General features: G+C 64.3%; 12 protein-coding genes. 1 reads left to right on the forward strand and 11 read right to left on the reverse strand.

The window, feature by feature from the left end; genetic code table 11:
- Positions 1-6 precede the first annotated feature (6 nt).
- Positions 7-1,578 (reverse strand): DUF3300 domain-containing protein, encoded by a 1,572-nt coding sequence (locus tag H7688_RS16825; RefSeq protein WP_183362366.1) that lies wholly within the window; start codon positions 1,576-1,578, stop codon positions 7-9.
- A 259-nt stretch (positions 1,579-1,837) separates the two neighbouring features.
- Positions 1,838-3,550 carry a SulP family inorganic anion transporter gene (locus H7688_RS16830; protein WP_198424507.1) on the reverse strand — a complete coding sequence of 571 codons (1,713 nt, stop codon included), beginning with the start codon at positions 3,548-3,550 and terminating at the stop codon, positions 1,838-1,840.
- Between the two features lie 284 nt (positions 3,551-3,834).
- Here H7688_RS16830 and H7688_RS16835 point away from each other — a divergent pair, with 284 nt between their 5' ends.
- Positions 3,835-4,650, forward strand: coding sequence for a hypothetical protein (locus H7688_RS16835; protein ID WP_246329854.1), 816 nt, complete (start codon positions 3,835-3,837; stop codon positions 4,648-4,650).
- 52 nt (positions 4,651-4,702) lie between these two features.
- On the opposite strand, the gene H7688_RS16840 is transcribed toward H7688_RS16835, so the two are convergent.
- The 9 genes from H7688_RS16840 to H7688_RS16880 form a co-directional block, all read right to left on the reverse strand.
- Positions 4,703-7,126, reverse strand: a complete 2,424-nt coding sequence (locus tag H7688_RS16840; RefSeq protein WP_183362369.1) for a PAS domain-containing hybrid sensor histidine kinase/response regulator — start codon at positions 7,124-7,126, stop codon at positions 4,703-4,705.
- A gap of 4 nt (positions 7,127-7,130) precedes the next feature.
- Complete coding sequence (locus tag H7688_RS16845; protein ID WP_183362370.1) at positions 7,131-7,970, reverse strand: substrate-binding domain-containing protein; 840 nt, start codon at positions 7,968-7,970, stop codon at positions 7,131-7,133.
- A 106-nt stretch (positions 7,971-8,076) separates the two neighbouring features.
- A complete protein-coding gene (locus H7688_RS16850) occupies positions 8,077-9,075 on the reverse strand; it encodes a hypothetical protein (RefSeq protein WP_183362371.1) in 999 nt (332 codons plus the stop codon).
- Positions 9,072-9,797 (reverse strand): ABC transporter ATP-binding protein, encoded by a 726-nt coding sequence (locus H7688_RS16855; protein ID WP_183362372.1) that lies wholly within the window; start codon positions 9,795-9,797, stop codon positions 9,072-9,074. Before H7688_RS16855 ends, H7688_RS16850 begins: the two co-directional genes overlap by 4 nt.
- Before the next feature lies 1 nt (position 9,798).
- Positions 9,799-10,935, reverse strand: a complete 1,137-nt coding sequence (locus H7688_RS16860; protein ID WP_183362373.1) for an ABC transporter permease — start codon at positions 10,933-10,935, stop codon at positions 9,799-9,801.
- On the reverse strand, positions 10,932-11,237 hold the full coding sequence (locus H7688_RS16865; RefSeq protein WP_246329855.1) for a hypothetical protein: 306 nt from the start codon (positions 11,235-11,237) through the stop codon (positions 10,932-10,934). The genes H7688_RS16860 and H7688_RS16865 overlap by 4 nt, the downstream gene beginning before the upstream one ends.
- A 37-nt stretch (positions 11,238-11,274) precedes the next feature.
- On the reverse strand, positions 11,275-11,787 hold the full coding sequence (locus H7688_RS16870) for a nitrous oxide reductase accessory protein NosL (RefSeq protein ID WP_246329856.1): 513 nt from the start codon (positions 11,785-11,787) through the stop codon (positions 11,275-11,277).
- Between the two features lie 24 nt (positions 11,788-11,811).
- Positions 11,812-12,255 carry a nitrous oxide reductase accessory protein NosL gene (locus H7688_RS16875; RefSeq protein ID WP_183362374.1) on the reverse strand — a complete coding sequence of 148 codons (444 nt, stop codon included), beginning with the start codon at positions 12,253-12,255 and terminating at the stop codon, positions 11,812-11,814.
- A gap of 220 nt (positions 12,256-12,475) precedes the next feature.
- The gene (locus H7688_RS16880; protein WP_183362375.1) at positions 12,476-12,970 is read right to left on the reverse strand and encodes a TlpA family protein disulfide reductase; all 495 of its coding nucleotides are present in this window, start codon (positions 12,968-12,970) and stop codon (positions 12,476-12,478) included.
- Positions 12,971-13,000: the final 30 nt, after the last annotated feature.

A 13,000-nucleotide genomic window follows, 5' to 3' on the forward strand; every position in this document is an offset into this window, starting at 1 on the left:
ATCCACCTACCTGCGATCCCGGTTCCCTTCCGGCTGGGCCGGTCGCTCCGAGGCTGGCGGAGCTGACGGACGAGGCGCCTGGGGGCGCGGAGCCGGAGCTGCAGCGGGACGGGGAGCCGGTGCCGATACTGCAGGGCGCGGGGCGGCCGGTGCCGGTCTTACCGCAGCGGGTGCCGGCGCCGGTTTGACGGCTGCGGGCGCTCCCTGCGGTACGGGGCGCTCGCCGGGTCCGTGCATCTGCTCCCGGCTCGACTGACCACGTTCCCGGTAGATGGTCGCGTCGCGGTTGCTGCCGTATCCGCCGTAGCCGGAGCGTGAGGCGGGCTGGCTGCGCTGGGTGTCACGGCCGCGGTACAGGTCACTCTGGTTGGGCTTGCCTGCCGGCGTGGCGGCCGGCGGGGCAGGGCTGGGGGCGGCCGGAGCGGGTGTCACGGACTGCGGCGCAGGGGGTGTCGGGCGCGTTCCGGACGGTTGGGTCTGGCCAGCCGGGGTGCGGTGTTCGCCGCGGGAGCCGGGCTGGGTCCCCGCTGCCGGGTGCTGGTCGCCACGTGGTGCCGGTGCGGTTGTGGGAGCGGCCTGGGGCCTCTGTTCGGTCCCCTGGCGCCTGCCACGGTCGGCATCCGGCTTGTGCCCCTGTTCGACACGCGGGCGCTGCTCCAGTGCAGGTGTGCGGTGTTCATCCCGTCCCGGGCGCCCATCGCGCCGTACCGGAGTTACCGGCCGACCCGGCAGATCGCGGCGTCGCACCGTTTCCTGACGCAGTTCCTGGCGGTACCGGCTGGTGTCGCGTTGCAACACGCGGCGGTTGATGACGATGGTCGAGGACCGTTGGTTGATGTAGACCCCACGCCGGTCGTGGATGTGGGGACGGGACCGCTCCACCCAGCCACCTCTGCGCCATCCGTGGTAGTAGACTCGGTGATCACGCCAGTCGACGTCGCGGCAGAGCCAGGCACCGATGACGAATCCGGTCCCGAAGGTGAGGTACCCGTAGGAGGGGCGGCTCTCGACATAGATGACCTGCGGGTCGTAGACCGGCACGTAGATGTACTGCGGCACGGCTGGTACGATCCTGATGTCGCCGCCTGGTTCCACGATCACCTGCTGCTGGGTCGTCGAATACAGGTTCCCGCGGTCGCGCGCCTGGGCACGCAGCACCTGGATCGATTCCATGACGTCCTGGGGCTGGTCAATGTAGGCCTGACCGAGCGCCACCGTCCAGTCGTACTTGCGATCCATCATGAAAAGGATGTCCGGATAGTGCGCCACGGCCCGCACGCTGATGTCCCAGGGCTGGTCGTCGATGCGGGGGGAGTTGCCGTAGAAACGCACGAAACGGGCCGCCTCGTCGATCTGGTCCACGAAGGTGGCTGCAGGAAGGATCTGCGCCAGGAGCGGGTCGGGGTAGAGGGCGATGGGGGCGAGCAGGTCGTCGAGTTCCTCCGGACTGAGCAGATTGTCATTGGGGAGGTCCGAGGCACTGTAGTAACCGGGCTCACTCTGGGCCCACACCGGAGTACTGAGAGAAAACCCGGCAATGATTGCCAACAGGGGAACTATGAACAGTAGTTTTCGCATCTAGATTCTCCATGAGACGGGCTGCGCTACCCACCTAGTCTAGCAGAAACAGACTGCCTGGCAAAGGGTGCGCCTCGTTGTCGATCGCCCTGCGTCTGCCAGAGTGACTGACAGGACGCGTGGGGTAGGGCTGCATCGTTGATACGTCAGGGCCATTGGTGGAGACTGCTGCCACTCCCCGGTACTGCCATGGTAGCCATCCTAAGACTGAAAGAGGGAACAAAAATGGAGGGATTGTGCAACGAGTAAGGAAAAAGGACTACCCCCTGCCGGGGCAGGAGGGGGCGCCGGCAGGTACGCTGCTGATCTGGAACTGCTGGACGATGTCGCCGAGCGAGGTGCGCCGGTCGACTCCGCCCAGGTAGGGAGCCACCCCGGTGTCGCGCAGGATGTCGCGTACCGCGGCATGGGCCTCGGCGACCCGGAAGGCGATCCCCTCGAGTTCCAGTTGGGCGACCAGGCGCGCCAGCATCCGGGCGCCGGCGACGTCGATATAGGGGGAGGTGGAGAGGTCGCAGACCACGAGCTTGACCGGTGCCCGTGAGGCGTGGACGGCGTGGATGGCATCGAGCACCAGGCGCTCCACGGTGTCCACGTTGAAGTAGAGTAGCGGCGCCTCGACCCGGAACAGGAACAGCCCGGGAAATGGCTCGTTTTCCGGGTGGCGTGCCAGGTCGGCGAAGCGCGAGGTGCCGGGGATGCGCCCGAGAACCGCCACGTGCGGCCGGGCCAGGAAGCGGAGCAGGAACAGGATGGAGGCCACCGCCGAGATGGTGACCCCTTTCAGGATCCCCAAAAGGAGCACGCCGAAGAAGGCGACCAGCGCCACGTGGAACTCGATGCGGCTTACCCGCCACAGGGTGCGGAACTCGGAGATCTTGACGAAACGGGAGACCGCCACGATGACGACGGCAGCCAAGACCGCCTGGGGAAGGTTTTGCAACATTCCGGTCAGGAAGAAGAGGACAAAGGTGAGACTGATCGAGGCGAAAAAGAGCGACAGCGGGGTGCGGGCGCCGGCCCCCTCGTTCACCGCCGACTGGGACAGGCCTCCCGCCACCGGGTAACCCTGGCCCAGGGCAGCCAGAAGGTTCGCCGCACCAAGCCCCAGGAGCTCCTGGCGCGGATCGATGTTGTAGGCGTGCTTGGTTCCGAAGGTGCGGGCCGCGGCGATGCTCTCGACGTAGGAGAGCAGGAAACAGGCAAAGGCGAGTTCCAGGATCCCTTCCATGTGCTGCATGCCGACGCTGGGGAAGGAAAAGCTGGGAAGCCCCTTGGGGATCGCCCCGACCACCTGGACGCCGAAGTCGGTGAGGTGGAAGGCCGACACGGCGGCGGTGGAGAGCGCCACCACCAATAGCGCAAAGGGGCGCCTTGGGTAGAAGCGGTCCCCGGCGAACATGATCACCAGCGAGCAGATGCCGATGGCGAGCACCACCGGCTGGGTCTCGGGGAGTTGCCGGAAGAGGAACTCGAAGCGCTGGAAGAAGTTGCCGCCCCCGCCGGACACCCCGAAGAGCTTGGGGAGCTGGGTGAGGGCGATACTGAGGGCCGCGCCGGCCTTGAAACCGGTCAGGATGGTTTCCGAGATGAAATTGACGAAGGAGCTCAGTTTGAGGGCCCAGGCGAGAAAGCACAGGAGCGCCACGAGCCCTGCGGTGGCCGAGGCGATCGATGCGTAAAGTGCTGTATCGCCACCAGCCATGGTGCCGACGACGCTGGCGACCATCACCGAGATGGCGGCGGTCGGGCCGATGGCCAGGTGGCGCGAGGTGGCGAACAGGGCGTAGACCACCCCCGACCCGATGTAGCAGTAGAGCCCGACCTGCGGGGTAAGCCCGGCGAGCAGGGAATAGGCCATGGCCACCGGAATGGCGTAGGCGGCCAGGGTCACCCCGGCGAACAGGTCGTGCAAAAGCCGGGGAGCGCGGTACTCCGGAAGCCAGTTCAGGATGGGGAACAGTGTCTTCAAGGTGCTGCGAGCACCCTGCGGACCTCCCGCGTTGTTTTGTTGATACGCCCCTGCCACGACGAATATCCTCTCTTCTGGAATTGTTGCGTGCCAGCTTAGCACAGCGAAGGGGAGCAATGCTCGTTTAATGTGAAGAACACCCTCGCCTGGTTGACACGCTTGTCGACAGGTTCTGACACCTAAGCTCAGCTATCGGCAAAAGACCGCGTTTCTTGACGGAGATGTGCCACATGGTAAGGTAGGTGGTGTTTTTTATGAGTATTGACTCATGTGGAGGCGCCGCCGTGAAGAGAACTGCCAGCTACCTCGCAACTGCCCTGCTGCTTCTGGTAACCGGCAGCCCGGTCTGGGCCGGCCCCACCTCCATCGTCTGGATACCTTCCGTCGATGTGCAACCCTTCAAGACCATGGACCTCGGTATCAACAACTTCTTCAGGGCCTCCGGCGACGTCGATGCACCACCCAACCGTCTGGCAAGCCGGGATGCCAACACCCTCGACCTGAGTCTCACCTTCGGACTGCTACCCTTTAAAGCCGTGCAGATGGAAGTCGGGGTGGACTACGTGGTGATCGCCAACGATCCCAACGACCAGCACCCCTGGAGTGGTAACGCGAAACTTGCCATCACCGAGGAGGCGCTTCTTCCCCACGCCCCGGCCCTGGCCGTCGGGGTCTACAACGGCAGGCCTGCCAAAGATATCGCTACCAACGATGCCCCTTACGTGGCGTCCGGGCAGAACATCGTCTACGGCTTGGCGGCAAAGACGGTCCCGGCGCTCGGGCCGCTCCCCACCCTGGGACGTTTCTCGGTGGGGTACTACCGGGGTTCGCGCCGGGCGCTCATCGACGAAGCGGGGAGGGTGCGCAACCACGGGGTGCTGCTCTCCTGGGACCGGACCCTCAAGGAGATCTCGGAAAACCTCTGGCTGGGATTGGACTACATGGGGGGACGCAACTCCAACGGCTCCTTCAACGTCGGCTTTTCCTGGGCCTTTGCCCGTAACGTCAACCTCCTCTTCGGCTACGACATGTACACCCACAGTTCCCTCGCCGGCAGCAACACACTCACCCTGCAGTTCGACATCAAGGTTCCCGACTGATGTGTAAAAGGAAGAGAAGGAGAAGCACGGGACGCAAGCTGCCGCGCTGCGACTACTTGGTGGTGGGCGTAAGAGGGGGGGCTGGCACTGCCGGCGGAGCCTGCTCTTCGAGCACCTCCTGGATCTTCTGGTGCAGCACGTTCATGTCGAAGGGTTTCTGGATGAAGTGGATGCCGGCCTCCATGATGCCGCGCTGGGCGACGATCTCCGTCGAGTACCCCGACATGAAGAGCACCTTGAGGCCCGGCCGCAGTTCCGCGAGTTGCCGGGCCATCTCCTTGCCGTTCATACCCGGCATCACCACGTCGCTCAACACCAGGTCGTACCAGGTCTCCTGGTCCCGGCAGAGCGCCAGCGCCTGCTCGGGCGAGGTGGCACGGGTGACCCGGTACCCGATCTTTTCCAGCATGTGCGTGGCCATGGACAGCAGCATCGTGTCGTCTTCCACCACGAGCACTGCCCCGGATCCCGCCGGTGTGGGGGCCTCCTCGACCGGTTCGGCCACCTCCTCCTCCGGAAGCCTCGGCAGGTAGATGAGGAACGAGGTACCCTGGCCCGGTTCGCTTTGTACGTCGATGAACCCGCCGTTTTGGGTGACGATGCCGTACACCGTTGCAAGCCCCAGTCCCGTTCCCTTGCCGACCTCCTTGGTGGTGAAAAACGGCTCGAAGATGCGCCGCACCAGTTCCCGGTCCATGCCGATGCCGGTGTCCCGTACCGTGAGGCAGGTGTAATCGCCGGGGTGGGCGTCCAGGCGGTAACGGCAGAACTCCTCGCCGATGGAGACGTTGGCGGTCTCGATGGTGAGGATCCCCCCCTCGGGCATGGCGTCGCGGGCGTTCACCGCCAGGTTCATCAGCACCTGGTCCAGTTGCGAGGGATCGATCTTGACCCTCCAGAGGTTCGTGGACGGGAGGAAGTTGAAGGTGACCTCCTCGCCGATGAGCCGCCCCAGGGTCTTCTCGGTCGCGATGCAGTGCGCGTTCAGGTTGACCGCCTTGGGCGAGATCAGCTCCTTGCGCGAGAAGGCGAGCAGCTGGCGCACCATGTCGCGGGAGCGCTCGCCGGCCTTGGAGATCTCCTGCAGGTAGGGCCACAGCGGGCTCTCCTCGCCGGCCTCCAGCTGGCAGAGCTGGGTGTACCCCAGGATGACGCTCAGCATGTTGTTGAAGTCGTGGGCGACCCCGCCTGCCAACTGCCCGATCGATTCCATTTTCTGCGACTGGCGCAACTGCGCCTCAACTTTCTTGTGCTCCGTGACGTCGACACCGAAACAGAGGGTCCCCACCGGCTCGCCCTCTTCCTCGATGGTACTGGTGCGCCAGGATATGGTGTGCAGGGAGCCGGACTTGCTCACGATCTGGCTCTCCGTGGCCCCGCCGGTCGTTCCCCCCTGCGCCTGGGACCCGTTCAGGGCCTCCCGGCTCTCGCCGCTGGCTACCGTTTCGAACCAGTTCTGTCCCACCAGTTCCCCGGCCTGGTACCCGGTCACCTCCTCGGCGGTCCGGTTCATCAGGGTGACTACCCCCTGCCGGTCCAGCCCCACGATGATGACGCTCGCCACCTGGATCAGGCGCTCGGTGTACTCCTTGGCACGCTTGAGCTGCTCCGCGGCCTCCCTGCGCTCCCTGATGTCCTCCACGGTGAGAACGATCCCTGCCAGGCGCCCTTCCTGGTAGAGCGGTGCTGCACCGCAGGAGATCGGGACGGTGCTGTGATCTTTGCGCAACAGGTCACTTTCGAACTTGGCCTCCGTGCCGAAGATGACCGTCTGCAGCTCCTGGCGCACCCGGATCTCGGCCTCGGGGGTGAAGAGGAGGCCGATCGGCTGGTCCAGGAGGTCCTCACGGGCGTGGCCGCTCAACACCGCGCAGCGCTCGTTGACCATCTCGACGACCCCGGTCAGCTGCAGCACGATGATGGCGTTGGTGCTGCTTTCCATGACCCTGGTAAGAAAGCTGTGCGAATCCTGCAGCTGTCCCGCGGCCCGACTGATGGCGCGGAAGGGGAGCAGGATGAACACCAAAAGCCCCAGTCCCAGCCCGAACAGTGCCACCAGGCCGGAGTGCTCGAGGATGGGGAGCAGCGAACGGCTGATCTCGATCCGTCCCACGACGACGCCGGCATCCATGAGTGCCTGGGACCTGCTGATGATGGGATCGGAGAGCGGTTGGCCGCTGGAGGCGACCTCTTCTCCCAGGGTATCCAGGATGCGCCGCACCTCGGGCTGCCCGCTTTGGGGGCGACGCGACAAGAGCGATTCCAGGCGCTCGTGCTCGAAGCGCCACAGCTCGGGGTTCTGATTGATGAGCCCGGCGACGATGCGGGCATTGATCTCTGCCTCGGTTTCCAGACTGCCGATGGCGTACTGGTAGCTCAGCACGAAGTAGCCCAGGGGAAACAGGAGACCAACCACGAAGGCGAGAGCGACGGTGAAGTGCGCCGTAAAGCGTGTATTGGTTCGGGACAGGTGCATGGACTCAGCGCTCCTTGGCTGCCACGGTGGGGAGGTTTCCCGCCTGGTGCAAAATACCGTGGGCCGCGGGGGAGGTTAAAAAGGTGGCGAAATCCCGGGCTGCAGGAGAGGCATTTTTCCCGAGGACCAGGTAGTAGCGTTTGCTGAGCGGGTAGCTCCCCTGTGCCAGGTTCTTCAGGGTAGGTGCCACCCCGTTGTAGCTCAAGATGCGTACCGCCCGCTTCTCCGTGACGATCTGGGAAAGTGCCGCTGCGCCGAAGGCGCCGGGGGTTTTCTCCAGGGTCTCCAGACAGTCGGCGTCGGTGACCGCGATGAGCATCCCCGGGCGGGCCTGGGCCGCCCGTAGCGCCTGCTCGACCTGGGGGGAGATCTGCGCCACGAGCGAGGTGTCGGTATCGCTCTCCGGGCGCAGGACGATGCGTATCCGGGAACCGTTCGGCCCCACCGGGAGCTCCTGGTTGAGCAGGTTAACCAGTTCGTACTCGGTGATGGAGGTCTTGGAGACCTTGAGGTTGTTGGCGAAAACGAACGGGGTGCGGGCATACTCAACGGCGTGCAGCCCTTGCTCCTGTTCATCTGTTTTCAGGGCCCGGGTGCTCACCGCCAGGTCCAGGGCACCCTTGTGCAGGGCGTTGATGCCGCCGGAACTCCCCAGGTTCGGGAGAACGCGGATGGTGGTGTCGGGGTGGCGCTTGTGGTAGGCCGCGGCCAGCAGTCGCAAGGTCGCCAGGGCCGATCCGTTGCCGCCGATGCGCAGCAAGGTGGCGGCCTCTGCGGCGTGGACGGACCACAGCGTCAGCAGCGTCGCCAGCAGCGGTACCAATAACCGCAGTGCCCCGAGCATGGATACCTCCGCTCCAGGATGAGCTGGAAAGGGTTTTTAATGGAAGGGTGAAACACTAGCACTGTTTGTCGAAAAAGGGAAGGGATCTAGCGGGTTGCGAGGGAAATTATTCTCCCAGACGAAACGGGGAAAAGACCATCTGGTAGGCCGCGATGACCAGAAAAAGCGCGAACAGGGAGATTGCCACCCCGGCAAGGCGGCGCTGCAGCTTGGGAATGACCAGCTGGAGGCTGCCGCGCCGGCGCCAGGGGTGCAAAAACCCGGTCCCCATGCCGGCCAGCCCGCCCCCCAGGAGGGTCGCGTAGATCGGGTAGCCAAGGTAGTGATACTCCCCCTGCAGGATGCAAAACGGGCAGTGGTGGCTGGGGAGCTGGTAGATGTAGAGGCAGAGGAAGGAGACCAGGGAGGCGAGGCTTACCAGGAGGGTGGCAAGGCTTAGGATCGAGAAGGGGTAGAACCCCTTGCCGCTGCGCCAGCTGAACAGGCCGCTTGCCAGGGTAGCCCCAAGGGTGCCGAAAAAGGCCAGGCGCATGGGTTTAACCGGGAGGGAGACCAGGTCGCCCGCGATCCCCGGGCGCTCCAGGCTGAACAGGCTGCCGCAGCACGAGGTGATCACGTCGGCGTGCAGGCCGGAGAAGTAGGCGAAGAGGTAGCTGAACTCGAGCAAAGACCAGGGGACCAGGGGGACCAGCAACAGGTACTTGAAGCGGATCAGCGGGTAGTCGTACCCCTGGTTGTCGGCGTGGTTCACGATGAGCCAGATCCCGGCGAAAAGGAAGTTCACCAGCTTCAGGATCAAGAGGGGATAGCCGAAGCCGTTGGCGTTCAGGGTCCCGGCCGCGCACATGGCGCCGGAGAAGAGCAGGTGCAGCCGGTCGGCGGTGAACACGAAGAGAAACAGTGAGACCAGCTCGAACCCGAGGGCGTAGCTCAAGAGCGTCGAGATAAGGTAGGTGCGCTTCTCCAGGGCGAGCTGCAGCTCGCTGCCGCTGGAGAGGTCCCAGTTGCGCAGGATGCGAACCCCGTACCACCCGGCATAGAGGATCATGGCCGAGGTCAGGAGGGAACCGGTGATCAGGGCAAGGACGCCCGGGTGCATGATCATGGGAGCGACCCGTCAACCAGGGCACCGTCGCGCATCTCGACCACCTGGTCGGCAAGGGACGAGTCGTAGACGATGGGGTCGTGGCTTGCGATGAGGACCGTCTTGCCGCCCTTCTTGAACCCCTCCACGAGCGCCATGAACTCGCGCGAAAGCCGGGAGTCGAGGTGGGCGGTCGGCTCGTCGGCGATGATCACCGACGGGTCGTTGATGAGGGCACGCGCGATGGCCACGCGCTGCATCTCCCCACCGGAAAGAAGACCCACCTGCGCCTGGGCATGGCGGGCGATGTTGAAGGTCTCCAAAAGCGTAAGGGCGCGCTCCCTGAGGACCTTGTGGTTCACACCGGTGGGGTAGGCGGGGAGCATCACGTTTTCCAGGACGCTGATGCCGCGTACCAGGTTGAACTGCTGGAAGATGAACCCGAACGCGCTGCGCCGGATGCCGGTCAGGAAGCGTTCCGGGAGGCTCGTGATCTCGATGGCCGCGTCCGGGTCCTGGCCGAACAGTGACCCGGCTCCGATTCCCGAGAGCACGATGCGCCCGGAGCTGGGGCGGGCCATGCACCCGATCAGGGTCATCAGGGTGGTCTTCCCGGAACCCGAGGGCCCCTTCAGGATGGTGAGTTCACCGGGCATGATCCGGCAGCTGACCCGGCTCACCGCGTCGAACTGGTTCACCTTCCCCACGTTGAACGATTTTGAGACCTCGATGACTTCGATCACGTCAGGACCTCATGGCGGCATCGGGATCTACCGTCGCGGCGAGCCAGGAGGGAACCACCGTGGCGGCGATGTAGGGACCGACGCTCAAAAGAAAGAGCAGGCAGATCAGGTAGGGATCGATCACCGGCGTCAGTTTGAACTCAGGGTAGAGGACGCTCCACCCTTTCAGGGCGTGCTCGAAGAGCGAAACGGAAAAAAAGAAGACGTGCAGGTAGCCAAGGCTCACCCCGGCCAGAAAGGCGCTCAGGGAGATGACGATCCCCTCAAAGGACTTGAGCAGAAGGACGTCGGTGGTCTCCCAGCCGATCGACTTCAGGATGCCGATTTCCTTCTTCTCCTCGGCGGAGAGCCCGGTCGCCTTGTCCCAGGCGAAGATGATGAAGGAGAGCACGGCGACGGCCAGCACTACCAGGACGAGCCCCGAGCGCCAGTCGAAGACCGAGTCGTAGGTTCTCAGCATCTCGCTCTTCAAAATGGGGCGGGTGTCCGGGAAATCGTGCACGATCTTGGCCGCGATGGTCTCGAGCTCGGCAGGGTTGCCGGCGCTCACGGCGAGGTCGGTGGCGCGCCCGGACGGAAAGTCGAAGAGCCTCAGGAAGTCTTCCTGGCGCAGCTGGATCAGGTCGGCGGCCACCAGTTCCGAGGCGCTCGGGAAGATCTTCTGCACCGAGAAGAGCACCGGGGAACCCTTGAGGTCCTTAAGCGGGAGGAAGTCGCCGATACTGATCCGGCTGGTGCGGGCCACGCCGGAACCGATGGCGATCGCCTCGGGCTTGAGCTGCGGGTCGTCCGCGGCTACCAGGGTGAAGTTGGCGCCGGTCACCGGGTCGTAGTAGTAGCCCCAGTAGCGCGGGGTTACCTCGCTCACCCCGCGGATGGCGGCGATTGCCGTCGCATAGGAGACCGGGATCGGGTCGTGGCGGCCGGCGACCATGCGCTGCACCACCAGGTCGGGGGCGTCCTGGAGCACCAGCCCGGCCTCCCTCTTGAGCGCCTGGGTGAAGAAGACGATGGAGGCGATGATGAAGATGATCAGGGTGTAGACCGCGAGAAGCGAGAGGTTCTTCCCCTTGCGACGCCAAAGCGAAGAGAGCGCGAAGTCCAGGATGTTCAGATGGCGTTGCAGGGAGGGGGTCATTTGGCCTCGCGACGCAGGGCTGGCGGGGTCACCAGGCTGCCGGACGGGAAGTGCTCCAGGGCCAGCGGGTGGTCCTGGAAGGGGGCGTGACGGTCCGCCATGGCGGGGTGCCGGGTGTAGCGCGCCTCGGTGAAGAGGCAGAGGTCGCTCAGTTTGAGCTGGCGCACCAGGATGCGGCTCGCGCTGCGCCGGGCCGCAGGCTCCCGAGAACGCACCTCGGCGTGCAGCACCAGGGCGGCCAAAACCAGGAGGTTCAGGGCGATCAGCAGGAAAAACTGGGTAGATTTGCGCAGGGTCACCATGGCTCACCGCGCCCGCCAAGGGGCGAAAATAATCACACTATTCCAAGGTCTTCAAAAGCTCAAGGGTGACCTCGGGGAAACGTAGCACCCGGCGTCCCTGGTGGTCGCTGCTAAACCCCGCGGCATCGGCCTGGCGGGCAAAGGGGACCAGCTCCTTCCCCATCGGGCCGAGTACCTTGCTCCCGGTGACGAAGTATGCCTTCGTGGCGTCGATGCTGGCAAGGGAATAATAGTCTTTGACCTGGAGGCTCACGATGTCGCTGCGCTTTTTGGCGGGGTCGAATTTCTTGGGATTCAGGTAGTAGGCGAAGAGGTCCTTGGGGCCGTCGAAGTAGGTAACGCTCCCGTCGCGGTAGCTGGCACTGGCAGCCCAGTTCGGGTACTTGGCGACGAACATCCCGCAGACCGGGCACTTGGCTTCTTTTGGGGGGGCACTACTCGCAGCTTTGGAGGCGGCCCCCGACGTGCCGGCCATAAGCAGGAGCGCGCAAAAGGGAGCCAGCGCGAGGCGGCCTAAACGGTTGAGGGTGGTGCTTGGCAGTGCTCGCATCGGGTCTCCCCCTTAAAGCTGTGATCAATCCTGCTCTTTGACCGCCAGGTCCCAGGCCTGCTGGAACCCGGCAACCCTGCCGCCGCTGGCCTTTACAAAGGACTGAGCGGCTTCTTTGCCGGCAAAGGCCCACTTGGCCTCGTCGGTCATCACCCCGCTTTTCTCGCCGCCGATCACCCAGGTAGCACCAGGCGCGTCGATGAGGGCACGGCTGTCGTAGTCGGCAACCTTGAGGGCGGCCACCTTCTTGTCGGGATGTTCGCGCAGTTCGCGGGTCGCGCAGTGCAGGCTGCAGGTCCCGGCTTGGGAACCGTCAGCGTAGACGACGAGCATCCGGCTGTGGGCGAACATGGTCCGGTCCATGCCACACTGTTTGCAGGATTTGGGGGCTTCTACTTCGCTTTGGGCAAAGGCGGTGAGGGCGCAGAACATCGCGGCAAGTGACAGCAGCAAGAAAAAGCGTTTCATGTCATCTCCTGGGTTAACGTCCTCTACTATGTATCACGGACAGGAGAAATTATCAATGAGCGCTGCGCAAATTCTCTCGAGATAGAGAACGTAGGGCGACAACGGTGGGATCAAAGCTTAAAAAGGGGAGGGGATGACGGGCAGGTTGCACCAGGCGCAGGGATTATGTCAGCCCGGCCGGAGCAGGTCCAGAAAAGGTGCCCTGGGAAGGCGCCCGGACTTACCGCTCGTAGAGCTCCCTCATGCGCGACTCGAGGTCGTTGGGGAGTATCGGGCTCTTGTAGCGCACGATCCCCCAGGCGTCGACCAGCATGACGGTCGGGGTCTGGCGGATGCCGAAGGCCTCCCGGAGGTCCAGGTAGCGGTCGTACCCGGCGGCGAAGAGGAAGTGGTGCTGTTTCCAGAACGACCGCGCGCGCTCCTCGCTCTCCTGCTGACCGGTGTTGATGGCGAGCACCGTGATCCCCTTTTGGCCAAGTTTTTCGGCCATGTGGTTCAAAAGGGGGAGGGCCTTTCGGGCGTTGCTGCTCCGGGTGTTCCAGAAAAATATCAGCAGGGGGTGTCCCGCAAGGCTGGTGCGGGAGATCACCTCACCATCCAGGGTCCGCAAGCCGAACTCGGGGACCGGTTCACCCACCTCTATGCTCTTTGCAACCGGGGCCGCTATCGCCTGGTACAGCAGTGCGGCCACTATCAACGTGGTAATCCGTGCCATATCAGGTACCTCGAAAACTGACAGCCCAAA

The sequence above is a fragment of the Geomonas limicola genome (genome assembly GCF_014193675.1).
GTDB lineage: Bacteria > Desulfobacterota > Desulfuromonadia > Geobacterales > Geobacteraceae > Geomonas > Geomonas limicola.